The following is a 22696-nucleotide window of genomic DNA, read 5'->3' on the forward strand; positions in this document are numbered from 1 at the left end:
TTGAGCTGGGGTTTCGTTGAATCAGCCCAATATTTCGCCCAGTACCGCCAGCAGCCGATCACATTCTGCATCGGTGCCAATGGTGATGCGCAGGAAGTCGCTGATACGCGGAGCCGCAAAGCGCCTCACCAGAATGCGCCTGTTCCTCAGTTCGGCGGCCAGATCCGCGCCCGGCCTGTCAGGGTGCCTCGCAAACACAAAATTGGCGGATGACGGAAGCACGTTGAAGCCCAATTCTTTCAGCCCGACGGCGAGGCGTTCCCGGCTGGCAATGACCAGAGCGCGTTGACGCTCGAACCAGTCCCGGTCTTCCCAGGCAGCAATCGCCCCCGCCAGCGTGAGCCTGTCGATGGGATAGGAATTGAAGCTGTCCTTGACGCGCTCCAGGGCCTCTATCAGCGGCCTCTGTCCGACGGCGAAGCCGACGCGAAGCCCGGCAAGACCTCGGGACTTCGAGAAGGTCTGGACCACGAGGAGATTGGGGTATTTGCGGACCAGCGGAATGGCGCTGTCGCCGCCGAAATCCACATAGGCTTCGTCGATGACGACCACCTGGTCCGGATGCTCTCGCACAAGCGCCTCAATTTCCGACAGAGGCAGGCCGATGCCTGTTGGTGCGTTGGGATTGGGCAGAATGATCGCGCCGCAGGGCTGGCGATAATCGTCGACCCGAACCCGCATCTCCGCATCGAGCGGCACTTCACGGAAGCTGATTCCATAGAGGCGGCAATAGGTCGGATAGAAGCTGTAGGTGATGTCGGGGAAAAGCAGCGGCTCTTCATGATTGAGGAGCGCCTGGAACGTATGCGCCAGAACCTCGTCCGAACCATTGCCGATGAAGATCTCGCTCTTGTCGAGGCCATGGCTTGCGGCAATTGCGGCGCGCAGCCCCTGCGCCGTCGGATCCGGATAGAGCCGAAGCGTATCGTTCACGGCCCGCGAAATCGCCTCCAAGGCATGGGGAGACGGGCCGTAGGGGTTTTCGTTGGTGTTCAGCTTGACGATATCGCTGATGGCGGGCTGCTCGCCGGCGACATAGGGGATCAAGGAGTGAACAATCGGGCTCCAGAAACGGCTCATGGTAATTTCCAAGTTTTGGCGGTTGCAGGCGGGTTGGTATGGCGTGGTTCGATTTTAGGGTCTGATGTAGCAAATGCCGTCATCGAATGACGAGTTTCGGCCGAAGCGGACTAGAGAAAAACTTGCTCCACGCAGGCGTCAGCGTCGGCTTCCCAAGCATTTGCCATGTCGAGCACATCCTCGAGTGACTCGTGAGGATGTGACGTGGTGCAAAGAAAGCGGCTTGGATCGCTGCCGTCCCCTACAACTATCCAATCCACTTGATCCTCCAGTTTGTCAGCCTCTCGCCCGACAATCGCCAGCAGCAATACCTTTTCAGCGAGGCATCGCTCTATGAAGTCTCTCAGGCGTGAGCTGTCAGACACCGGGCTGTGAAGGATTATTTTGCGAGCAAGGGCCATGATACGAAGCCTAAATCAGAAGCGGAATGACCGCAATTGGCGCAAAGTTGCCGCCAGACGATGTGGTGCTACTTGCTCCATAACGCCACAATTTTGCATGGCCATTGAAAACTGGTCAACATGACCTTGCTTCATGCCTTGTCGGCAGCAGGCAGCACATCGCAACTCTTTGCAAAAAGCCTTTCGCTCAGAAAATCGACGAATACCCGAACCTTAGGCGACAGATGACGGCTCGATGGCCAGAGCACGTGGAAATGGCCGGGCTCATCGATGAAATCATCGAGAACGGTTTGCAGCTTCCCTTCGGCAAGCGAACTGCGCACCAGGAAATCCGGCATGCATCCGATGCCGAGGCCGGCGACGGTGGCGCCGCGCACGGCTTCCATATTATTGCAGGAAAAGGCCGTTCGCATGCGCAACTCAGGCTCCTCCTCCGACAAGGATAACGGCCAATCCTGTAGCTTGCCGCTGTTGGGAAACCGGAACCGCACCGCCAGATGCTCGTTGAGCGCGCGCGGGCTCTCGGGAATGCCGTGGCGCTCCAAATAGCTGGGAGCTGCGCAGATCAGCATCTGGAACGGCCGCAGGGTGCGTGACATCAGCCGCGAATCCGGCAGGTCGCCACTGCGGATGGCGACATCGACACCCTCCTCGATCATATCGACAATGCGGTCGTTGAAATCGATGTCGAGTTCGACATCGGGATAGCGCGCCACGAATTCCGGCACCACCGGCAGCAGGAAATGATAGCTGACGATGGGCACGCTGACGCGCAGCCTTCCACGCGGCACCGCAACCGACTGCGCCAACGAAGCCTGGGCATCGTCGAGATCGTCGAGCACGCGCCGGCAGCGCTCGTGAAAGAGCCGCCCCTCCTCCGTCAACCGGATGCTGCGGGTGGAGCGCTGCAATAACCGGACGCCAAGCTGGCGCTCCAGATTGCTGACCGCCTTGCCGACCGCCGACGCAGAGAGACCGAGCACGCGGCCGGCGGCGGCAAAACTGCCGAGATCCGCAGTGCGGACAAAAGCATTCAGGCCACTCAAGCGATCCATAGCCACTCCATTCGAGCGTTTTCTTCCGATATATATGGAGTTATAGCCTCATTATCATCCGATTACAGCAAAACTATCTTCCATTGGCCATTTGAAGCCCCGTGGGCAGCGGCGCGTCACCCGCATCACTCCCAGCAACGCCCACGGTTCTCCTTGCTCAAACCCAACGGAAAATCCGATGACCTCATCCAAGTCAAAGGTCGCAAGTCCGACCGAAAAATTCTTCGTCCTCGTCGCAGTCTGCTGCGCGGCGGCGGCAATGCCCCTGACATTTACCGGCCCAGCCGTTGCCTTGCCCGCCATCAGCCGAACGCTCGGCGGTAGCCCGATCGCGCTCAACTGGGTCACCAACGCCTTCATGCTGACCTTCGGCAGCAGCCTGATGGCCGCCGGCGCACTTGCCGACAGCTTCGGCCGCCGCCGCATTTTCCTCACCGGCGTCGGTTGTTTCGCACTGTTTTCGGCCGGGCTGGCCTTTGCCAGCAATATCGTCTGGTTCGATATATTGCGAGCATTGCAGGGTCTCGGTGCGGCAGCGGCCTTTTCGGGCGGCATGGCGTCGCTCGCGCAGGAATTCGACGGTGCCGCACGCATGCGGGCCTTCAGCATCGTCGGCTCAAGCTTCGGCGTTGGCCTCGCCTTCGGGCCGATTACCTCAGGGCTTATGATCGATGCCTTCGGCTGGCCATCGATCTTCCTGCTCGTCGTTGCCCTCGCACTGCTAGCCCTCGGCCTCGGCGGTTATTTCCTGCGTGAATCCCGCGATCCCGCCGCAACCGGGCTCGATTGGCCGGGAGCGTTGAGCTTCACGCTTGCCCTGACGCTCTTCACCTATGGCGTGCTGCGCGCGCCGGAGACCGGCTGGAGCGATCTGCTCGTCATTGCCCTTTTGGCTGGCGCAGCCTTGCTGTTCCTCGCCTTCGGGATCATCGAACGCCGCGTGAAACGGCCGATGCTTGATCTCACGCTGTTTCGCTATCCGCGCTTCGTCGGCGTGCAGCTGCTGGCGGCGGCGCCCGCCTATGCCTTCGTGGTGCTGCTGATCCTGCTGCCCGTGCGCTTTGTCGGCATCGAAGGTATGAGCGAGATTGCCGCCGGACGGATGATGGTCGCCCTGTCGGCACCGTTGCTCATCCTGCCGATCGTGGCCGGCCTTCTGACCCGCTGGTTCAGTGCGGCGACGATCTGCGGCACCGGTCTCCTGATCTCGGCGGCAGGCCTCTTCTGGCTCAGCCATTTCGCCGCCGGCTCCGTGCCGTCATCCCTAATCGGCCCGCTGCTGACGATCGGCATCGGCATCAGCCTGCCATGGGGCTTGATGGACGGGCTCGCCGTCAGCGTCGTTCCCAAGGAGCGCGCTGGCATGGCGACCGGCATCTTCAGCACCACACGTGTCGCGGGCGAAGGTGTTGCCCTTGCCGTCGTCAGTGCCATTCTTTCCGCCTTCATCCAGTCCCGTCTCGGGACCTCGGCGGGCGAACACGCATCAGCCGCCGCACAGCGACTTGTCACCGGCGATCTTGCGGCCGCGACATCGAATGTGCCGGCAATCGGGCATGATGGGTTGATACAGGGTTACGGCGACGCCTTCAGCGCACTGCTCTGGCTGCTGACGGCGATCACCACCATCACGGCAATCGTGGTCTTCTCTTTCCTTGGCAGGGGATCGTCGAACGATATCGGCCAAGACACTGACGAACTGCCCGAAGGAGACGAGGCGCTCCGCATATCGAAGGCATAGGGACATTTTCACAAGCCGGCCGAGGGCAATAACACCGGCCGGCCCCGCGACTGCTCGCGGCACGGCAAGACGGCAAATCGAGGGCCGAAGCGCACCAAAAGCGCTTTCGCAGCGCAACAGAATATTTCGCCATCATATAAAATGTGCGCATCAAAACGCGGCGGACTTCCATCTTTGAAACGGCGTGAGACTGGCGTTTAAATCCGCCGATGCTATACGGTATCGTCATGACGTCAGACCGGTTTTTGAAGATTATCGCATGGGCCTACATCGCGGCGCTGGTTGCCGTGACCCTTGCGCATCTCAATTGGCAAGCCGCGCTTGGCAATCCGTTCGACATATTTCGCGCCGGTGCGCTTTGCACAGCCGGCATGCTGGCACGTCTCGCCTATCCCCAATCACCATCTTTCACCTGCCTGCTGATGATCGGTAGTGTGTTCGCGCTTTATCTTTCGCATTTTCTGGCGAACGGCAATTATGGCTCGACGCTCGACATCATCGTCGGCATGGCCAGCGGGCTATGGGGCATCATGCTCGGTTCGGTCTTGAGCAGGCTGGTAGCCTCCGCGTCGAAGCGGACGGCATCATACTGAAATACTAAAAGAGCAAGCAGTCGTTTAACGACAATGCCTTCGACTAGCGCGCGGGCATGATCGCCGCTGCTCGCTTGGGAAATGAGCGATCTCCCCGGTCTACCCACCCCCATTCAAGTATATCTCAAGAGTAGCAGAGTTTTGAATTCACTCATTTCGTATCCCGCAATGACTATTGCGCAGCCAATATTATGCAGAACTTACTATCTGCGTTTGTAGATGTGGCATTCATGCAACTAGAATTCAAAATTCACGGAAAAGTCATTTTGTGAAAAATATATCATATAACTTTACAGGAATTCGTCTTTAATAACGACCAGAAGCGGGTGGGGCCCGTTTCTCCCGAGTCGGGGTTTTAAACAGGGATAGGGTCAGGGCACGTCGATTTTTCGGCGCGACAGCCTATGCCCAATCTATATTGGATTGGAGTTTTTTATGAACATCAAGAGCCTTCTTCTTGGCTCCGCTGCTGCTCTCGCAGTAGTTTCTGGCGCTCAGGCAGCTGACGCTATCGTCGCCGCTGAGCCGGAACCGCTCGAATACGTTCGCATCTGCGATGCATTCGGCGCTGGCTACTTCTTCATCCCGGGTAGCGATACCTGCCTCAAGATCGGTGGTTATGTTCGCACCGAGGGCAAGTGGTACGACGCTTACAACCCGGCTTCGCACAACGGCACCTACTGGCGTAGCCGTGCTCACCTGACCGTCGACACCGCATCCGACACGGAATACGGTGCTCTGAAGACCAACACGGTCCTGCGTTTCGACTGGAACGACGGCGGCGCAACCACCACCAAGCTGCTGTTCGCCAACATCAGCCTCGGCGGCTTCACGATCGGTAAGCTCGACTCGCAGTACAACCTGTACACGGGTTATGCCGGGGGCGTCATGAACGACGACGTGGTCTATGACGGCCCGTACGAACTCAACCAGTTGACCTACAACTACGATGCAGGCAACGGCTTCACGGCTGTTGTTTCGCTCGAAGACAGCAATTCCGGCACTGGCGCTACGGGCGTTAACGGCCGCAGCAGCGTCAACCACTACACGCCTGACGTTGTTGCCGGTCTCGGCTACAAGGCCGGTAACTTCGGCTTCAAGATCGTCGGTGGCTATGACTCCATCGTCGAAGAAGGCGCTATCAAGGCTCGCATCGACGGCGACTTCGGCGTCTTCAAGGCCTTCTTGATGGCCGGCTGGAACACCGATGGCGATCAGCTGAACAAGTACGCAAGCTCGAACGGCTCCGGCCCTGCCAAGACGATCGGCTGGGGTGACTGGGCTGCTTGGGGCGGCGTGACCGTTCCGATCAACAGCAAGGTTCAGGCCAACGCTCAGGTTGCCTACACCGACTCGAAGATCTTTGCCGCTACGGCGAACCTCAAGTTCACCCCGGTCAAGAACTTCCAGATCACCCCAGAAATCTCCTACACCAACTGGGATTCGATCAATCAGGACCAGTGGTCCGGCCTGCTGCGTTTCCACCGCAGCTTCTAATAGCTCGTTTACGAGATCTGATCTGACTTGACCCCTGATCGGATGGGGGTCGGCCTTACTTCCAGCGAAGTCGGGCCGGCCCTTCCGAGACAGGGGTTACGCTTTTCCGCACCCCTCTTCTTGCGGCCCTCAATCGCGCGGCAGCGATCGCGTTAACAGGCCCGAAGACCCGATTTGACCGCAAGATGAAATACCATTGCAGCGGGCGAACAGCATTCATTTCTTCCGTATCAATCTCATCGACATCGCGCATTTTTTATCGTACAGACATCGCATGTCGTTCAATTATGCATATGCCTCGCGATTTTATTCGTACCGCTGCTCTCAGCGGAGGCGGGCCTGTGCGTAGTTAAACTCGACGCGACACCAAAGACCCGAACAGCCGCTAGTCTACCTGGCGGCTTTTTTTGTCGCCACGGTATGACCTCTACAAGGAACCGATACCGTGCTGAATTCCACTGACGACCTGCGCATTGTCGAGATCACGGCGCTGACGCCGCCCTCTGGCATCATAGATGAAATTCCCCGCGACGAAGCGTGACGACAACCGTCACCGAGGCCCGCAATGCCGTCCACAACATCCTGCGCGATGAAGACGACCGGCTGATCGTCGTCATCGGCCCCTGCTCCATCCACGACCCCGCCGCAGCGCGCGAATACGCAACGCGGCTGAAGGAACAGCGGGACCGGTTCGGTGACGATCTCGAAATCATCATGCGGGTCTATTTCGAGAAGCCGCGCACCACCGTGGGATGGAAGGGCCTGATCAACGATCCCCATCTCGACGGCAGCTATCGCATCGAAGAAGGGCTGCGGATCGCGCGCAAGCTTCTGGTCGACGTCAACGAAATCGGCCTGCCGGCTGGCTGCGAGTATCTCGATACGATTACGCCGCAATATATCTCGGATCTCGTGAGCTGGGGGGCGATCGGCGCCCGGACGACCGAGAGCCAGGTGCATCGGCAACTGGCCTCCGGCCTCTCCTGCCCCGTCGGCTTCAAGAACGGGACCAATGGCGATGTGCGGATCGCGCTCGATGCCATTATTGCCGCCTCGCAGCCGCATCATTTTCCGGCCGTGACCAAGGAAGGCCTTGCAGCCATCGCCTCGACACGCGGCAACGAGGATTGTCACCTCATCCTACGTGGCGGCAAGCAGCCAAATTACGATGCGGCGAGCGTGCAGGCGACTGCAGAGCAGGCACTGAAGGTCGGGCTGGAGCCACGCATCATCATTGACGCCAGCCATGCCAACAGCAGCAAGAATCCGGAAAACCAGCCGCTGGTGGTCACCTCCGTCGCCGAGCAGGTATCGGCCGGCGACCGGCGCATCAAAGGCATGATGATGGAAAGCAATCTCGTCGCCGGACGCCAGGACCTCGTTCCCGGCAAGGCGCTGGTCTATGGCCAGAGCATCACCGACGGCTGCATCGACTGGCCAACATCCGTGCGCACCCTCGAGGATTTGGCACGCGCGGCACAGGCAAGACGACGCCTGGCTCGATAGGTCTCAGAGCCAGGCTTGACATAGCAAGTGGCATTGCACGCTCGTATCAATCTCCTTGAGACGCGGCCGCTATGAGCGGCGAATATCCAGCCCACGGCGCTTTCCGCCGTGGCCTGGAAATCCCTGAAGGGCCATCTGCATCATTCGACTGCTTCGCAACCCAACGGATTGAAATCACCCAATTTCTCTTTCACTCGGTTTAGCAACGAGGATTTAAGCAACCTTCGGCGGTTCCGGCTGGCTGTGGGCGGGCATCAGCGGTCCGTGGCGCATCCGCGAATTTGATGGTGTTTTGCAATTTGCGTGGCAACATGTTCTGCCTTCGGCAGGCGGGTACATTGATGCAAACGACGACAGGAGCGAATATGTCTGAGCGCGAAACCCGGCTTCACGGTTCCTGGCGGCTGGTTTCCATGGAGACTGAGCTGCAGGATTCAAAGGAGCGCAGTCAACCATGGGGCGCCAAGCCCAACGGGCATCTTATCTTCGGCTCCGATGGACGAATGATGGTGCTGGTAACTGCAGAGGCGCGGGAACCGGGCAATACGGATGAGAGACTGCTGGGACTTTTTCGCACGTTGATGGCCTATACCGGACGGTACCGGATCGACGGGAATAGGTTCATCACAAAGATTGACTCATCCTGGAATGAGGCCTGGAACGGCAGTGAGCAAGAGCGGTTCTACAAGCTCGACGGCGACACGCTCGAGGTGTCTACGGCCTGGATGCCAAATCCGTTGGTAACGGGTAATCCAATAGGAAGGGCTGTTCTCAACTTCAGGCGCGAGTGATTTTCACTATGCTGGATTCGCAACCAGGCGACCCTTAGTCAGCCGGCTTGTTCTTCAGTCGACCTCTCAGGCTCGTCGATAGTGCGCGAGGCTTAGGTAGTGCTTGCGCGGCCCACGCACGTGCCACATCTCCGCCCAGGCATCCGGCCCGCGAAAGAACAGGCGGCCCTGATAGAGATCGGGACTGCAATGATGGATGACACGCTGAGATGCGTTGTCATCGATACGGATGAATTCGGCAAGGCTAGGGAAGCGGATAGTGAGGGCATCGGCCGCATCGTCGAGCCGATAGGTGCGACTGCTTCTCAGCGTCGCGTGCTCGCTGCGCGTGTCACCATGCTCCTCGAACTGGACAGGCGTTACGAACGCCTGTCCTTCGAAGGTGATCACGGAGCGATTGAAGCGATCGATGATCCGACGCTTCACATTCCACGTACCGAGATAGGGCTTCAACCGGTCGATGGGACCGCTCCCCTATCAGGATGCCGCGCGCTGCGCTGCGTCCGCATTCCGGACCGGAAGCTTCCAGCCGGGCCGGACGAAATGGCAGGTGTAGCCATTCGGATAACGCTCCAGATAATCCTGGTGCTCCGGCTCGGCTTCCCAGAAATCGCTGACCGGTACAACTTCCGTCACGACCTTGCCGGGCCACAGGCCGGAAGCATCGACATCGGCGATCGTATCCAGTGCCACCCGCTTCTGCTCGTCGCTGGTGTAGAAGATCGCCGAGCGGTAGCTGGTGCCCATGTCGTTGCCCTGGCGATTGCGCGTGCTCGGGTCGTGGATCTGGAAGAAGAATTCCAGAAGGTCGCGGAAACTGATCTTCTGCGGATCGAAGATGATCTCGATCGCTTCGGCATGCGTACCGTGATTGCGATAGGTGGCATTGCGGACATCGCCGCCGCTGTAACCGACGCGCGTCGAGATGACGCCACTATAGCGGCGGATGAGATCCTGCATGCCCCAGAAGCAACCGCCGGCGAGAACTGCACGTTCCGTAGTCATCTTACATCCTCCACTTGGTCGATATAGGCACCATAACCCTCGGCTTCCATCCGGTCACGCGACACGAAGCGAAGGGAGGCGGAATTGATGCAATAGCGCAGGCCGCCACGATCATATGGCCCATCCGGAAACACATGGCCGAGATGACTGTCGCCATTGGCCGAGCGTACTTCGGTGCGCACCATACCGTGCGAAATATCGGTCAGCTCGCTGACATTGGCCGGCTCGATCGGCTTGGTGAAGCTCGGCCAGCCGCAACCGGAATCAAATTTATCAGAAGAGGCAAAAAGCGGCTCCCCCGATACGATATCGACATAGATACCCGGTTCCTTGTTGTAGAGGAGTTCGCCGGAGCCGGGACGTTCCGTGCCGCTTTGCTGCGTCACGCGATATTGCTCGGGGGTAAGCTTGGCTATTGCCTCTGCTGTCTTGCTGTATTTGGCCATTCTTGTTCTCCTTGCCCCTCGGCACGCGTTTCGAGCTTGGCCAGTGCCTGCAAGAGGATGCGGGGGCGGTCATTGAGCTCGGTCAGCGCTAAGGGAATGATTGCAGAGCCAATATAGGCATCACCGGCGTGTTTTGCCATATCGATCACGCGGGCGTGACGCGTTGCCCGCCTCGCGGCTCAGCCGGACGCTTGGCTGGCATTGGCGTAAATTGCGGCCAGCGCCTCGATGCCGGCCTGGTCGTCCGGATCGAAACGGCCGGTAACCGGGCTATCGAGATCGATCACGCCGAAAACCCGGCCATCACGCAACAACGGCACCACAAGTTCGGATCGCGAAGCAGCGTCGCAGGCAATGTGGCCGGGAAAAGCGTGGACATCTTCCACCAGGATCGACTGCGCCTTCTCGACCGCCGTCCCGCAGACGCCGCGACCGACGGCGATGCGCACACAGGCCGGCTTGCCCTGGAATGGGCCAAGCACAAGCTCGTCATTTCCATGCAGAAAGTAGAAGCCAGCCCAATTGAGCTCCGGCAACATCTGAAAAATCAGCGCGGAAGTATTGGCGGCATTGGCGATTGCATCCGGCTCACCCGCAAGCAATGACTGCAACTGGCCCGCCAGCTCGCGATAGAATTCTGGCTTGCTGTCGTGTTCGATCGTCTTCTCTGCAAACATCACTTACCGCTTTCTCAAGATTCGCGTCTTTTGGGACCTGCATCAGTCCTTATCGTCAGGGTCATCGGGCGGGCATGGCCAGACGGAAGGCGCGCTCAACCACGATGGCAATTTGGTGGTGGTGTCGCCACAGGCCAGATTGATCTGTGCCTGCTGGAGGCCCGTCGAATTCGACAGATCCAGGCCCTCGATGCGGGTCAGGTACATGAAGGCCCCGCTGAAGGATACCGGCCCCTGCATGACAGCACCGGCCAGCGTCGCGCGGGAGAGATTGGCAAAGGAGAAATTCACGTTCGAGAGCACCGCCTTGTCGAAATCGGCACGGCCGAGCTCGGCCTTCTGGAAATCGGCATTGTTGAGCTTGGCGCCCCCGAATTCGGCGCGCTGCAACTCGGCATTGGCAAAGGAAGCACCATTGGCGGAGGCGTTGCTGAAATCGGATCGATATGCCTCGATCCTTTTAAAGTTCGCGCCATCGGCATGAACATTCTTCAGCCACGTGCGCACCAAGGTCGCTTTTTCAAGATTGGCGGAAGTCAGGTTGGTATCACTCAAATCCGTGCTGTCAAAGTGAGCGCCGGCAAGATTTGCACCATGAAGATCGCTGCTCTGCAGCATGATGTTGGTCTTGCTGCACTTGCTCCAGTCGAGGCCGGGCGCTGCAACATTACCGCAATCGCCCGCCTGTGCGGACATACTGGCTCCCGCCAGCAGAAGCACAGCGCTCAGGACCAGAATATCCAGACTGCGTGCAACGCTCAGCCTTTGCCCGACGGCATCTGGCGGCCGAACATCGCGACGTTGCCTCAATGACTTCAGCCCCTCCCCGACCAAGCCGGCCAGCCCTTCAAAAAAACTCATCCCGTTACTCCACTTAGCCCTGTAGTCCGTCTCGTGCCCGAGTCGGACGCACGCACCCTCCTTTGTATATGGCGCTGCGCGCGACAAAAAGAACGGTTTTACAAAAGCATCCCGGAAGGAATGAGGAATACCCATGATCGTGCCGCGGCGGCGCATGGGTTGCAACTCACCCGTGCTGCAAGCTCCGGCGCTATTTTGCATAGCCACGCACGACCCTCCGTTGCAGTTCAAGCGCCCCAAAGCTTATGTGTGCGCAATTTCTTCAGGAGGTCACATTGATTCGAGCGGCAATTTATTCCCTGATCATTTTTGTCGGCGCGATAGCGGCCGTCATCCTATTAGTTCAGTTCGATTTTCTTGCAAAAAGTCAATTCTGTAAACCGGACGACCCATGCATTCAGCAGTGGTTTGCAGCGCTGAGTGGATGGGTTGGCGCGATTGCGACACTCACGACCCTCTTTCTGCTTCGCGAGCAGATCCTGCAAAGCGGCAAGCAGCACGCTCAATCCATCAGAGCCGAGTACAGAGACGACATCCGGCTGGCCGAACGGGTCATGAACCGATGCATCCTCCTGCAATATCGAGCCGAGGAGATGATCCGCATCAAGGAAAAGGCAGCCCATGGCAGCGCCGATATGCGATCCGCCTATTCCGACGCACAAAGCGCCATAAAACTTCTTACGCTTGAATTCGAAAAAATCGATGACCTTCAGGCCTGGGATGCGAAGCACATGAGTGGCGCGCTCTACACGCTGGAACCCGCGCTCGACAAGCTAGAGCGCCTTCACACAAACTTCGGCGGGCCTGGCGATATCCTTTTTGGAGATCCCATGTACTGGAGCGTATCCTTCAACTCCTTTTTTACCGTTGCCCTCGACGTCCTGAGCTATGCGCGAGAACGGCAGGCCAGTGCGGCTGAACTGATCAAGGATCTGTCCTAGGCGATCTTACTTCATCCAGCAGCCGCGACCTTTGCCAAATGCGCGGTTAGAGCCTCAAAGGCGGAGAGCGAGGACATTCCTCGCATTCGCTTTTGAGGTGGACAGCAATCGGTCCGTCATCCAGAAAACAGCTTTTATCGAAGGAGGCTTGTTCGGGAGTAAAGCCTTTATCCGCAAGGCTTTTCGCTGGTCGGAGTGGAGTGATTCGAACACTCGACCCCCACGTCCCGAACGTGGTGCGCTACCAGACTGCGCTACACTCCGTGACCAGCGGCGCTTCTATAGACCAGCCATTTTTGATGCACAAGCACCAATCTCAAAAAACCATTTGATTTTTGACGAAAAGATTACAGCGACCATTGCCCAGAAAATCGGCAGAAGAGACGCTCGAAAGGGGTTGGCGTGCAAAAGACGCAACAGATTGATTAAAATCCCGCTTGTACACGCGGATGGGAATTTTCTTTTGCCGGCTTTGGCGCTAAAGCCCTAGGCGGGACAGGTGGAAACGTCGTGGGACAGCGACCTTTCCGCGACCGAATGCGTGACAGAAGCTCAAGGACGACACGATGAATATCCGCATGACCACCGCGGCGGGACTGTTGCTGGCGCTAGCCGGTTGCAGCACCACGACAACAACGACACCAGGCCTCTCGCTGATCGCGAGCAACCCCGTTCAGGATCGCTGGGAAGGCCAGTCTGCTGGACGTTTCTTTGCGGCCTACGGCCCGCCGCTTACCGATCGCGACGAAAGCGGCAACCGCGTCTATACTTGGCGCGGCGGCTACAAGACGATCACCATCGCGACCAAGGACGGCAAGAAGGGCGGCAAGCGCTACCTCAGCTGCAAGGCCGACATCGTCACCAACCAGAGCTACGTCATCCGCTCGGTCCGCATCCTCGGCGACCAGCCCGGCGTGAGCGGCTCTTCCTATTGCGCCGAACTTCTGGCTCCGCCGGAAAAAGCGCAGGCGAGCTGAGGCCACGGCCTCCCGAAATGATATGAGCGGGCGGCCCAAGCGGCCGCCTGCTGCTTTTGTTCCAATGCTCCCCAAGATGGTTTTGGGATTTTACCGAAATCAGGCGATTTTTCGATAATTGACCTCACTTTTCGATCGAAATGGCACAAAAGAAGCTGAAATCGCTTCGCTGGGTGACAAATTTCGTCCAAAATCGTCTGAATCTTGTCGAAATTGTTATCGACCGACCCTTGACCCACCAACGATGACGGTGAATATATCGGCTTGGGAGATGCATGCAATCTGAGCTTGGTGGCCGTTGAAATCTTTGCGGTGACGCAGGCGCCTGGTCTCCCGTCAAAAGGAGAGCCCCCTTGAAAAACAAGTCATTCATCGCGTTGGTCGCCGCTTTGGCCGCCGGCCTTACAACCACTATTTGCACAACCACTGCTGCAGTCGCTCAGGATGCAGCGACCAGCATCGTGGTCGGTGCCGATACGACCTTTCCACCCTTTGAAAGCGAAAAGGACGGTGTCGTTACCGGCTTCGACATTGACATGATCAATGCGATCGCCAAGGCCGAGAATTTGACGGTCACGTTGAGAACCTTGCCGTTCAACGGCCTCATTCCGAGCTTGCAGGCCGGCTCGATCGACGGCGCGGTCGCGGGCATCACGATCAAGGCCAGCCGTCTGCAGAATGCCAATTTCAGCAACGCTTATTATAAGTCCGGCCTGTCGGTTCTGGTGAAGAAGGACTCCAAGATCAACAGCTTCGATGATCTCAAGGGTCATGTCGTCGCCACCAAGAAGGCAACGTCCTCGGTCGACTATCTCACAGGACACGGCTTCTCGGCCGATTACATCAAGCAGTTCCAGAATATCGACGCTGCCTATCAGGCGCTTATGACTGGCGGTGCTGATGCGGTCATCTTCGACAACCCCGTCAACATCGACTTCAAGGCCAAGCACAGCGACAGCGTGCAGACCGTCGGACCGCTGCTGACAGGCGAATATTACGGTATCGCGCTTAGCAAGACGAAGCCCGAGCTCGTCACCAAGATCAATGACGGCCTGGACAAGATCCGGAAGAGCGGCGAGTATCACCAGCTTTTCGTCAAGTATTTTGGCGGTGATACCAGCGGCGAGGTCAATGAGGCCCTCGACCCGGCAAAGGTCGCGCTTTCGGAGTAATATCCGCCGGCGAGATACGACCGAAGATAATTCGACGTCTCGAAAATTCTATGACTGATCCAGGGGCTGCGCGGCATGAAAAGAGTGCCGCGCGCCTCGCTCATCCTAGATAAATAAATAAAACAAGGCGCGATTCATGGACGCCATTTGGCAAAACCTACCTGTCATCTTAAGCGGTTTGTTCCTGACCATCGAATACTCGATCGTCGCTATCATCCTGATGGTCATCATCGGGCTGGTTGCGGCGCTCATGCGTCTTTCGAAGGTCGCACCGCTCAGATGGATCGCCACAGCCTATGTCGAGATTTTCCGCTCGACGCCGCTGCTGGTCCAGCTCTTCTTCATCGTGCTCGGCCTGCCGGCAATCCTGCCGGTCAATGCCTGGTTCGGACAGCTCACCTATCCCATTCTGGCAGCCGCCTTCACCCTCAGCCTGAATGAAGGCGCTTATGTCACCGAGATCGTCCGAGCCGGCATTCTCGGCGTCGACCGCGGGCAGAAGGAAGCGGCGGCAAGCATCGCGATGACCGGCTTCCAGACGATGCGCTATATCGTCCTGCCGCAGGCCTTCAAGCGGATGATCCCGCCTTTGGTCAACCAGGCGGCGCAGACGATCAAGGACACCTCGCTGCTGGCGCCGGTCGGCATTGCCGAACTGGTTTACAAGGGCGAGATCGTCATCTCCGAAACCTTCGCATCCTTCACGATATGGGGCTTCGTCGCGGCACTTTACTTCGTGATGATTTTCTCCCTGTCGAAGTTCTCGTCGTACATTGAGAGGAGGCTTCAAGTTGATAAGCGTTAAAGAGCTTCACAAGTCCTTCGGGCATCACGAGATCCTCAAAGGCATCACCACGCATGTGGAGAACAATGAGGTCGTCGTCGTCATCGGACCGTCGGGAAGCGGGAAAAGCACCTTCCTGCGTTGCCTGAACGGGCTGGAGACGCCAACCAGCGGCGATATCGAAATCGCCGGAATGATGCTGACCGATTCAAAGACGAACATCCACAAGCTGCGCCAGCATGTCGGAATGGTGTTCCAGCAGTTCAATCTTTTCAAACATCTGACGATCCTGGAAAACATCACCATCGGACCGCGCAAGGTCAAGAAGATCTCGCCCGACGAGGCCAATCGCGTCGCGCGCGAATTGTTGGCGAAAGTCGGCCTGACGGGCAAGGAAGCAAACTATCCAGACGAACTTTCCGGCGGCCAGCAGCAGCGTGTCGCCATAGCGCGCGCGTTGGCGATGGAACCCGATGTCATGCTTTTCGACGAGCCGACCTCGGCGCTCGATCCCGAGATGGTCGGCGAAGTGCTTCAGGTCATGAACAACCTGGCGCATGAGGGCATGACGATGGTCGTCGTCACCCACGAAATGGGCTTTGCCCGCGAGGTGGGCCACCGCGTGATCTTCATGGATCACGGCCAGATCCTCGAAGAAGGTGCTCCCCAGGATCTCTTTTCAAATCCAAAGATGGATCGAACAAAGAGTTTTCTGGCGAAGATACTCTAGACAAGAGGCCCGCTTCGGCGGGCCTTTTCCGTTTTGATGGACGGAATGGCAAAGTACCGGAGCGGCGAGTATGGCAAAACCGAAAGCTGTGGCTGGGGCGCCAGGATTCGAACCTGGGAATGCCGGTACCAAAAACCGGTGCCTTACCGCTTGGCGACGCCCCAACAGAGGAAATGGCTGCCATAGCGGCCAAACCGGCGTCTGATTAGCAAAGGTCGCATCCCGCCACAATCACTAATTATGCTCGCGCGCATATTTCTGTGCGCTTCCCGGATCGCTATGATAGGTCTTGCTGCGCTGCAATCCAACCAGGAGATCCGATGAGCCAGTTTCGCGCCCGCCCGCCGGCTGTCCCGACCGTGCTCCTCGATGACGCCGTCGTGCGCATCACGCGATGGGATTTCGAGCCGGGCGCCGATACAGGACACCATGTTCATGGCCTCGGCTATGTCGTGGTGCCGATGACGGATTGTCAGTTTCTTCTGGAGGAGCCAGGCGGCAACAGGCGCGTCGACATCGCCAAGGGGGCTGCCTATCGGCGCGAGGCGGGCGTAGAGCACAATGTGGTCAATGCCGGCTCCGAGCCGATGTCATTCATCGAAATCGAATACAAGCAATCATGAGCACACCCGACTTCGACCTTGCCTTCGAGCCAGCCTATGGCCGCGCCGTCCCGGTTGCGCCCGGCATCGAGCGGATGACGGTCAACAATCCCAGCGCCTTCACCTTCCATGGCACCAACAGCTATATCGTTGGCGGCTCATCCGTGGCGGTTATCGATCCTGGCCCTGAGGATGAGGCGCATTTTGCCGGCCTGATGGCGGCGCTGAAGGGGCGCGAGGTCACCCATATCTTCGTCAGCCACACCCATCGCGATCATTCGCCGCTCGCAAGACGGCTGCAGGAGGCAACGGGCGCACGCACGGTCGGCGAAGGGCCGCATCGCTCCGCACGGCCGCTCTTTCAAGGCGAGATCAACCCTTTCGCCGAAAGCTCCGACATGGAGTTCCAGCCGGATATCGTGCTTGCCGATGGCGAAAGCGTCTCCGGAGACGGCTGGCAATTGACGGCGCTGCTGACGCCGGGCCATACGGCCAACCATGCCTGCTTTGCGTTGGATGGCAGCGGCATTGTCTTCTCCGCCGATCATGTCATGGCCTGGGCGACCTCCATCGTCGCGCCGCCTGATGGTTCGATGGCCGATTACATGGCATCGCTCGAACGGTTGCTTGCGCGTGATGATCGCCTGTTCCTGCCGGGCCACGGCGGTCCGGTGAAGGAGCCGGCCGCATTCATGCGTGGGCTCAGGACCCATCGGCGCATGCGCGAACGCGCCGTGCTGGAGCGCATCAAGGCTGGCGATCGGCTGATACCCGATATGGTGAAAGCCATCTATCGCGATACCGACCCTCGCCTGCATGGCGCAGCAGCACTTTCGGTGCTGGCGCATCTGGAAGATCTCGTCGAAAAGGGCCGCGTAGAAACCGATGGCCCGCCGGCACTCATGGGCACCTATCGGCCGGCCTGAACCAGTCTACCTCTTTATTTTAACGCAATTCCGGACGGAAAACCGCTGCGCACTTTTCCTGGAATTGCTAGCTTCCGGCAATGCCAAGCAGCTCCGCATCCAGTGCCTTTAGAAAACTGTCCGCCATGTCGGCGCTGACACCGAGATCGCTCTGCCCATAGCGGGATGCGACGCGGATATCGACCAGCGTCGTTTCAGCCTCTTCACGAAGACGGATCAACACGTCGCAAGGTAGACCGAAAATGCGGGTGCGGGTCTCACCCTGCAGGATGACATCGGTGTTCTGGCGGATCAGATCGGCGACGCCATCGCGAAAGGGGCGCGGCGTCGGCACAGGAACAAAACCGGGCACGTCGCCGACGGCATTGTCATCCTGGGCTGGGCCGGGAGTGAGCGTACGAGTGCGCCGCTTCGGCTTCACAGCGCCGTTCGGATCGGCAACATCGGCGCCATCGGCCTTGATGATGGTGATGTGATTGTCTCTCGCAACCTTGCGCACCGCCTCCAGCACGCGGTCGGCGGCACCCTCATAGCGACGACTGATCAGGGCGGGATAGGCATCGAATTGCGCGTCGCGTTCCCCTTGCGTCACCAGATGCCGCGACGGCAGCCAGATCTGCCTGGCATCCGGCGTCGACAGCCATTCGGGGGGATCACTAAGGTCGGTCGAGACCTCGTAGATCGGCGGGCGGGTCCAATAGCGCTCGGCACCGAAGCCGAAAATCGCAAGGGGCAAGGCGGCATAGACGATTGCCTTGACCGCGGACACACCGCCGAAGGCAGCGCTTTGCCAAAGCTGGGCAAGGCCGATCACCGCCAGCAGAACCGCCACGGCGGCACAGCCGGCCGAGATCAACAGCAGCAGCACGAAATAGGGCATTTCCAGGGAGCCGAAACGATGACCGATCAGCGTGACACCGCAGAGCACCAGCGCAAAGGACGCGATCAGACGCGCAGCGCGGGCAGCATGTGAAACGGGACGGTCGAAGCGAATGGTCATCAATGGCTCGTCGGCACGTCGGATCGGAAGCCGGATGCGCCGATTCCCGGAAAGCAACTTATGCTTAGATCAGGAAATGGTGAAAATAAATCAAATCCCATGCCGTCTTTGAGCAATCTCCCGCCGGCGTCGAATGCAGCTATGGCCAGCACAAAAATGTGAGTACTTGCTTAAATTCCTAAAAAAGGCCATTCTTTGGCGTTTTATCGAGGCTGTGAAAGGACTTGATGAGATGGAACCGATGCTTTCTCAAGACGTCACCGCCAAGCCGGCAGCAGGAGCACCGATGACCTCGGCGGATGCGGGTGACCCGATCCTGCCGCTCGAGCTTCTGGAGCTGGAGCTTTCGCTCGAAGGCTTTTCCGGCGGCGAGCCGGGCTTTTGCGAAGCCGTGCGAAGCGCCGCTTCAGCCGTCAACGGCGATTTCCTCTTCGATCTTCCCGCAACCGGCCTGATCCCCGATTGCCGCAGGCTTGCAGTTATCAGGATCCCCGAGGGAGATACAATGCGCACCCTGTTTGCTGCGCTCGATGAGGACGGCGCCGAGATCCGCCTGTTGCAACCCGATGAGGAAACCGAGCATCTGCTGCGTTTCGCCGATGCCTTCATCGACCTGCTGCAGCGCCTGCCGGAACAGCCGAGAGAAGCCGCCTAGGCATTCGGCCCGCGGCGATGATAGGCCTTTCGCGCCATCAGGCGCGGCGCTATAATTCGTGACTGCATCTCTGCATTCAGGACATCAAGTCATGCGTATCGCTGCTTCCATCGTCTCCCTTCTCGCCATTGCGTTCGTGCTTTCTTCGTGCCAGACGGCCGAGGAAATACGAGCGGCCGACGAAGCCAGATGTGGCGGCTACGGTTTCCGTCGCGGCACTGAGAATTTTGCCAATTGCTTGATGAATCAGGATCTTAGCCGACAGGCAGATCAGCGGGCTTTCATGGAAAGCAACGATGATTTCTTCTGGGGTCCGACAGTCGTTGTCGGCGGCCCAGGATATTACTATCACCGCGGCTATTGGCGTCGCTGAACAAGGCCGCACGCAATCACTTGAGAATCAGGCTCGTCCCCTGATCGCCGCTTGCGCCGCTGCCAGCCGCGCGATCGGCACACGGAAAGGCGAACAGGACACATAATCCAGGCCGATATCCTCGCAGAAATGGATCGAGGCCGGATCGCCGCCATGCTCGCCGCAGATGCCGAGCTTCATGTCGTTGCGCGTGCGGCGGCCGCGCTCTGCGGCTATACGGATCAACTCCCCTACCCCATCGAAATCGAGCGATATGAACGGATCGTGCTCGATGATGCCCTTGCGCTGATAGGTCGGGATGAAGGCGGCGGCATCGTCGCGCGACATGCCGAAAGTGGTCTGCGTGAGGTCGTTGGTGCCGAAGGAGAAGAATTCGGCGGCCTCGGCGATGATATGGGCACGCAGCGCGGCGCGCGGCAGCTCGATCATCGTGCCGACGAGATAATCGATCTTCATCTTGGCTTCGGTCATGACGGCGCGAGCAACCTCATCGATCCGCGCCTTGACGTAATCCAGCTCCGAGCGCAGGCCGACGAGCGGCACCATGATTTCGGGCACCACCGGGGCACCGGTTTCGCGCGCTGCCAGCACCGCAGCCTCGAAGATAGCCCGCGCCTGCATCTCGACGATCTCAGGATAGGAAATCGCCAGCCGGCAACCGCGATGGCCGAGCATGGGGTTGAATTCGTGCAGGGCATCGACGCGCTGGCGCAGGATAGCCGGCTCCATGCCCATGCTGCCGGCAACCTCGGCAATCTCCTCGTCCGTCTTCGGCAGGAATTCATGCAGCGGCGGATCGAGGAGACGAATGGTCACGGGCAGACCGTGCATGATGGTGAACATGCCGGTGAAATCGAGCCGTTGCATCGGCATCAGCTTGTCAAGGGCAACACGGCGGCCGGCCTCGTCTTCGGCAAGGATCATCTCGCGCATCACATGGATGCGGTCGCCCTCGAAGAACATATGCTCGGTGCGGCAAAGACCTATGCCTTCGGCACCGAAGGAGCGCGCAGCGCGCGCATCGGCCGGCGTATCGGCATTTGTGCGCACCGTCATGCGCCGCGAGCGGTCGGCCCAGGCCATGATGAGCCCGAAATCTCCGGACAATTCCGGCTGGATCATCGGCACTTCGCCCTTCAGCACCTGGCCGGTGGAGCCGTCGATCGTGACGATATCGCCCTTCTTCAGGGTGACGCCGATGCCGATCAGCTTTTCGTTGCGCATATCGATGCGCATGGTGCCGGCGCCGACGACGCAAGGGATGCCCATGCCACGAGCGACCACAGCCGCGTGGCTGGTCATGCCGCCGCGTGTGGTGAGGATCGCCTCGGCGGCATGCATGCCGTGAATATCTTCCGGGCTGGTTTCGATCCGCACGAGAATGGCCTTGCGGCCCTCTTCCTCGGCCGTGATCGCCTCTTCGGCCGAAAAGACGATCTCTCCGGTGGCGGCACCCGGTGATGCCGGAAGGCCGGAGCCGATGACTTCGCGACGGACACGCGGGTCGATGGTCGGATGCAGCAGCTGGTCGAGCGTCATCGGGTCGATGCGGGAAACCGCTTCGTCTTCGCTGATCAGCCCCTCGGCCACCATATCGACGGCTATCTTCATCGCCGCCTTGGTGGTGCGCTTGCCAGCTCGTGTCTGCAGCATCCAGAGGGTGCCGCGCTCGATGGTGAACTCCAGATCCTGGACGTCGCGATAATGCGCTTCCAACTGCGCGCAGATGCTTCGGAATTCCGCGAAGGCTTCCGGCATCACCTTCTCCATCGACGGCCGGTCGTAGCCGGAGGCGATGCGGGCGGCCTCCGTGATGCTCTGCGGCGTGCGGATGCCGGCGACGACATCCTCGCCCTGGGCATTGACGAGAAACTCTCCATAGAGCTCCTTCTCGCCAGTGGAAGGGTTGCGGGTGAAGGCAACACCGGTGGCTGAGGAATTGCCCAGATTGCCGAAAACCATCGCCTGGATATTGACGGCGGTGCCCCAAGCCTCGGGGATATTGTGCAAATGGCGATAGGTGACGGCGCGCGGGTTCATCCAGCTGGAAAACACCGCACCGACCGCCCCCCAGAGCTGGACCTCGGGCTCCTGCGGGAAGGCGACGCCAAGCTCTTCCTCGATAACGGTCTTGTAGATCGAGACGACATGCTGCCATTCGACGGCGGTGAGATCCGTATCGAATTCATGGCCGAAGCGAGCCTTCTCATCCGAGAGGATCTCTTCAAAGACCTCGTTGTCGAGGCCCATCACGACATCTGCATACATCTGGATGAAGCGGCGATAGCTGTCCCAGGCAAAGCGTGCGTCGCCGGCATCGTGGCCGAGCGCCTGTACCGTGTCGTCATTGAGACCGAGATTGAGGACCGTATCCATCATGCCGGGCATGGACGCGCGTCCGCCGGAGCGCACCGAAACCAGCAGCGGCTGCCTGGTATCGCCGAACTTGCGTCCGGTGATGGCTTCCATCTGCCTCAGGCCCTGCATCACCTGCGGCTTCAGCTCATCGGCAATATTGCGGCCATTCTTGTAATAGTAGGTACAGGCTTCGCTGACAATCGTCAGGCCGGGAGGAACCGGCAAGCCGAGACTGCACATTTCAGCAAGATTTGCGCCCTTGCCGCCGAGCATCTCATAGTCTCCGGCGCGCCCCTCGGCTTTACCGGCACCGAATGTGTAGACCCACTTTGTCATTGTCTCGTCCAACTCCCGCGTTGAACTTAATTCATTGAGAGGCAAATGAAAATCGACAAATACGGCAAAATGTTGCGCTGCACAATAAATATGCCCCGCGGCTTTCCGATTTCAATCGATTGATTGAAATCGGCGCCTTGGAGGCTGTCAGAAACGTGAGAAATAAACGGCGATCACGGATCTTGAGCC

Annotated in this window: 23 protein-coding genes, 2 tRNA genes and 1 pseudogene; 14 read left to right on the plus strand and 12 right to left on the minus strand. The window is 59.0% G+C overall.

The features are described 5' to 3' along the window. Positions 1-21: 21 nt before the first annotated feature. The 3 genes from hisC to BSK43_RS25475 form a co-directional block, all read right to left on the minus strand. Positions 22-1080 carry a histidinol-phosphate transaminase gene (gene hisC / locus BSK43_RS25465; RefSeq protein ID WP_077471224.1) on the minus strand — a complete coding sequence of 353 codons (1059 nt, stop codon included), beginning with the start codon at positions 1078-1080 and terminating at the stop codon, positions 22-24. Between the two features lie 110 nt (positions 1081-1190). Next, on the minus strand, positions 1191-1481 hold the full coding sequence (locus BSK43_RS25470) for a hypothetical protein (protein WP_077471225.1): 291 nt from the start codon (positions 1479-1481) through the stop codon (positions 1191-1193). A 131-nt stretch (positions 1482-1612) separates the two neighbouring features. Beyond that, complete coding sequence (locus tag BSK43_RS25475; RefSeq protein ID WP_077471226.1) at positions 1613-2536, minus strand: LysR family transcriptional regulator; 924 nt, start codon at positions 2534-2536, stop codon at positions 1613-1615. A gap of 178 nt (positions 2537-2714) precedes the next feature. Between BSK43_RS25475 and BSK43_RS25480 the strand changes: the two genes are divergently transcribed. The 5 genes and pseudogenes from BSK43_RS25480 (at position 2715) to BSK43_RS25500 (ending at position 8664) form a co-directional block, all read left to right on the plus strand. Next, positions 2715-4277 (plus strand): MFS transporter, encoded by a 1563-nt coding sequence (locus tag BSK43_RS25480; RefSeq protein ID WP_077471227.1) that lies wholly within the window; start codon positions 2715-2717, stop codon positions 4275-4277. A gap of 227 nt (positions 4278-4504) precedes the next feature. Then, positions 4505-4870, plus strand: coding sequence for a hypothetical protein (locus tag BSK43_RS25485; RefSeq protein ID WP_246662670.1), 366 nt, complete (start codon positions 4505-4507; stop codon positions 4868-4870). Between the two features lie 435 nt (positions 4871-5305). Next, complete coding sequence (locus BSK43_RS25490) at positions 5306-6367, plus strand: porin (RefSeq protein WP_077471228.1); 1062 nt, start codon at positions 5306-5308, stop codon at positions 6365-6367. 445 nt (positions 6368-6812) lie between these two features. Continuing rightward, a pseudogene (locus tag BSK43_RS25495) lies at positions 6813-7873 on the plus strand (3-deoxy-7-phosphoheptulonate synthase). 365 nt (positions 7874-8238) lie between these two features. After that, positions 8239-8664 (plus strand): lipocalin-like domain-containing protein, encoded by a 426-nt coding sequence (locus tag BSK43_RS25500; RefSeq protein ID WP_077471230.1) that lies wholly within the window; start codon positions 8239-8241, stop codon positions 8662-8664. A 66-nt stretch (positions 8665-8730) separates the two neighbouring features. Here the strand turns inward: BSK43_RS25500 and BSK43_RS25505 are convergent, their stop codons facing one another. The 5 genes from BSK43_RS25505 to BSK43_RS25525 all read right to left on the minus strand — a co-directional run bounded on the left by BSK43_RS25505 (position 8731) and on the right by BSK43_RS25525 (position 11488). Next, entirely contained in the window at positions 8731-9090 is a 360-nt protein-coding gene (locus BSK43_RS25505) for a DUF6314 family protein (RefSeq protein ID WP_136687233.1), read from the minus strand. Positions 9091-9141: 51 nt separating this feature from the next. Continuing rightward, entirely contained in the window at positions 9142-9669 is a 528-nt protein-coding gene (gene msrA / locus BSK43_RS25510) for a peptide-methionine (S)-S-oxide reductase MsrA (protein WP_077471232.1), read from the minus strand. Then, positions 9666-10115 carry a peptide-methionine (R)-S-oxide reductase MsrB gene (msrB, locus tag BSK43_RS25515; RefSeq protein WP_068385086.1) on the minus strand — a complete coding sequence of 150 codons (450 nt, stop codon included), beginning with the start codon at positions 10113-10115 and terminating at the stop codon, positions 9666-9668. Before msrB ends, msrA begins: the two co-directional genes overlap by 4 nt. 179 nt (positions 10116-10294) lie before the next feature. Continuing rightward, positions 10295-10792, minus strand: a complete 498-nt coding sequence (locus tag BSK43_RS25520) for a GAF domain-containing protein (protein ID WP_077471233.1) — start codon at positions 10790-10792, stop codon at positions 10295-10297. A 42-nt stretch (positions 10793-10834) separates the two neighbouring features. Further along, positions 10835-11488 (minus strand): pentapeptide repeat-containing protein, encoded by a 654-nt coding sequence (locus BSK43_RS25525; RefSeq protein ID WP_246662693.1) that lies wholly within the window; start codon positions 11486-11488, stop codon positions 10835-10837. A gap of 440 nt (positions 11489-11928) precedes the next feature. Here BSK43_RS25525 and BSK43_RS25530 point away from each other — a divergent pair, with 440 nt between their 5' ends. Then, positions 11929-12594: a hypothetical protein gene (locus tag BSK43_RS25530; RefSeq protein WP_077471235.1), complete on the plus strand. Its 666-nt coding sequence runs from the start codon at positions 11929-11931 to the stop codon at positions 12592-12594. 187 nt (positions 12595-12781) lie between these two features. Here the strand turns inward: BSK43_RS25530 and BSK43_RS25535 are convergent. Continuing rightward, positions 12782-12858 (minus strand) — tRNA-Pro (locus tag BSK43_RS25535). A gap of 302 nt (positions 12859-13160) precedes the next feature. Between BSK43_RS25535 and BSK43_RS25540 the strand changes: the two genes are divergently transcribed. The 4 genes from BSK43_RS25540 (at position 13161) to BSK43_RS25555 (ending at position 16257) form a co-directional block, all read left to right on the plus strand. Then, positions 13161-13571, plus strand: coding sequence for a hypothetical protein (locus BSK43_RS25540; RefSeq protein WP_077471236.1), 411 nt, complete (start codon positions 13161-13163; stop codon positions 13569-13571). Between the two features lie 353 nt (positions 13572-13924). Beyond that, a complete protein-coding gene (locus BSK43_RS25545) occupies positions 13925-14743 on the plus strand; it encodes a transporter substrate-binding domain-containing protein (protein WP_205910657.1) in 819 nt (272 codons plus the stop codon). A gap of 136 nt (positions 14744-14879) precedes the next feature. Continuing rightward, entirely contained in the window at positions 14880-15548 is a 669-nt protein-coding gene (locus BSK43_RS25550) for an amino acid ABC transporter permease (protein WP_077471237.1), read from the plus strand. Next, the gene (locus BSK43_RS25555; RefSeq protein WP_077471238.1) at positions 15535-16257 is read left to right on the plus strand and encodes an amino acid ABC transporter ATP-binding protein; all 723 of its coding nucleotides are present in this window, start codon (positions 15535-15537) and stop codon (positions 16255-16257) included. The genes BSK43_RS25550 and BSK43_RS25555 overlap by 14 nt, the downstream gene beginning before the upstream one ends. 89 nt (positions 16258-16346) lie before the next feature. On the opposite strand, the gene BSK43_RS25560 is transcribed toward BSK43_RS25555, so the two are convergent. Next, positions 16347-16421 (minus strand) — tRNA-Gln (locus tag BSK43_RS25560). Between the two features lie 156 nt (positions 16422-16577). On the opposite strand from BSK43_RS25560, the gene BSK43_RS25565 reads away from it, so the two are divergent. Next, a complete protein-coding gene (locus tag BSK43_RS25565) occupies positions 16578-16880 on the plus strand; it encodes a cupin domain-containing protein (RefSeq protein ID WP_068385075.1) in 303 nt (100 codons plus the stop codon). Further along, complete coding sequence (locus tag BSK43_RS25570; RefSeq protein ID WP_077471239.1) at positions 16877-17785, plus strand: MBL fold metallo-hydrolase; 909 nt, start codon at positions 16877-16879, stop codon at positions 17783-17785. The genes BSK43_RS25565 and BSK43_RS25570 overlap by 4 nt, the downstream gene beginning before the upstream one ends. A 67-nt stretch (positions 17786-17852) precedes the next feature. Here the strand turns inward: BSK43_RS25570 and BSK43_RS25575 are convergent, their stop codons facing one another. Then, entirely contained in the window at positions 17853-18785 is a 933-nt protein-coding gene (locus BSK43_RS25575) for a DUF1499 domain-containing protein (protein WP_077471240.1), read from the minus strand. Positions 18786-19026: 241 nt separating this feature from the next. Here BSK43_RS25575 and BSK43_RS25580 point away from each other — a divergent pair, with 241 nt between their 5' ends. Both BSK43_RS25580 and BSK43_RS25585 read left to right on the plus strand, forming a co-directional pair. After that, complete coding sequence (locus BSK43_RS25580) at positions 19027-19440, plus strand: hypothetical protein (RefSeq protein WP_136687235.1); 414 nt, start codon at positions 19027-19029, stop codon at positions 19438-19440. A gap of 91 nt (positions 19441-19531) precedes the next feature. Continuing rightward, positions 19532-19813, plus strand: coding sequence for a hypothetical protein (locus BSK43_RS25585; RefSeq protein ID WP_077471242.1), 282 nt, complete (start codon positions 19532-19534; stop codon positions 19811-19813). Between the two features lie 27 nt (positions 19814-19840). On the opposite strand, the gene ppdK is transcribed toward BSK43_RS25585, so the two are convergent. After that, entirely contained in the window at positions 19841-22507 is a 2667-nt protein-coding gene (gene ppdK / locus BSK43_RS25590; protein ID WP_077471243.1) for a pyruvate, phosphate dikinase, read from the minus strand. Positions 22508-22696 lie beyond the last annotated feature (189 nt).

The organism is Rhizobium sp. P44RR-XXIV, from assembly GCF_001999485.2.
In the GTDB taxonomy this organism is placed as follows: domain Bacteria; phylum Pseudomonadota; class Alphaproteobacteria; order Rhizobiales; family Rhizobiaceae; genus Rhizobium.

Excerpts from the sequence above, each read along its gene's own strand:
- hisC (WP_077471224.1), bottom strand. The coding sequence starts at position 1,080 with ATGAGCCGTTTCTGGAGCCCGATTGTTCACTCCTTGATCCCCTATGTC.
- BSK43_RS25470 (WP_077471225.1), bottom strand. The coding sequence starts at position 1,481 with ATGGCCCTTGCTCGCAAAATAATCCTTCACAGCCCGGTGTCTGACAGC.
- BSK43_RS25475 (WP_077471226.1), bottom strand. The coding sequence starts at position 2,536 with ATGGATCGCTTGAGTGGCCTGAATGCTTTTGTCCGCACTGCGGATCTC.
- BSK43_RS25480 (WP_077471227.1), top strand. The coding sequence starts at position 2,715 with ATGACCTCATCCAAGTCAAAGGTCGCAAGTCCGACCGAAAAATTCTTC.
- BSK43_RS25485 (WP_246662670.1), top strand. The coding sequence starts at position 4,505 with ATGACGTCAGACCGGTTTTTGAAGATTATCGCATGGGCCTACATCGCG.
- BSK43_RS25490 (WP_077471228.1), top strand. The coding sequence starts at position 5,306 with ATGAACATCAAGAGCCTTCTTCTTGGCTCCGCTGCTGCTCTCGCAGTA.
- BSK43_RS25500 (WP_077471230.1), top strand. The coding sequence starts at position 8,239 with ATGTCTGAGCGCGAAACCCGGCTTCACGGTTCCTGGCGGCTGGTTTCC.
- msrA (WP_077471232.1), bottom strand. The coding sequence starts at position 9,669 with ATGACTACGGAACGTGCAGTTCTCGCCGGCGGTTGCTTCTGGGGCATG.
- msrB (WP_068385086.1), bottom strand. The coding sequence starts at position 10,115 with ATGGCCAAATACAGCAAGACAGCAGAGGCAATAGCCAAGCTTACCCCC.
- BSK43_RS25520 (WP_077471233.1), bottom strand. The coding sequence starts at position 10,792 with ATGTTTGCAGAGAAGACGATCGAACACGACAGCAAGCCAGAATTCTAT.
- BSK43_RS25525 (WP_246662693.1), bottom strand. The coding sequence starts at position 11,488 with ATGTCCGCACAGGCGGGCGATTGCGGTAATGTTGCAGCGCCCGGCCTC.
- BSK43_RS25540 (WP_077471236.1), top strand. The coding sequence starts at position 13,161 with ATGAATATCCGCATGACCACCGCGGCGGGACTGTTGCTGGCGCTAGCC.
- BSK43_RS25550 (WP_077471237.1), top strand. The coding sequence starts at position 14,880 with ATGGACGCCATTTGGCAAAACCTACCTGTCATCTTAAGCGGTTTGTTC.
- BSK43_RS25565 (WP_068385075.1), top strand. The coding sequence starts at position 16,578 with ATGAGCCAGTTTCGCGCCCGCCCGCCGGCTGTCCCGACCGTGCTCCTC.
- BSK43_RS25570 (WP_077471239.1), top strand. The coding sequence starts at position 16,877 with ATGAGCACACCCGACTTCGACCTTGCCTTCGAGCCAGCCTATGGCCGC.
- BSK43_RS25575 (WP_077471240.1), bottom strand. The coding sequence starts at position 18,785 with ATGACCATTCGCTTCGACCGTCCCGTTTCACATGCTGCCCGCGCTGCG.
- BSK43_RS25580 (WP_136687235.1), top strand. The coding sequence starts at position 19,027 with ATGCTTTCTCAAGACGTCACCGCCAAGCCGGCAGCAGGAGCACCGATG.
- BSK43_RS25585 (WP_077471242.1), top strand. The coding sequence starts at position 19,532 with ATGCGTATCGCTGCTTCCATCGTCTCCCTTCTCGCCATTGCGTTCGTG.
- ppdK (WP_077471243.1), bottom strand. The coding sequence starts at position 22,507 with ATGACAAAGTGGGTCTACACATTCGGTGCCGGTAAAGCCGAGGGGCGC.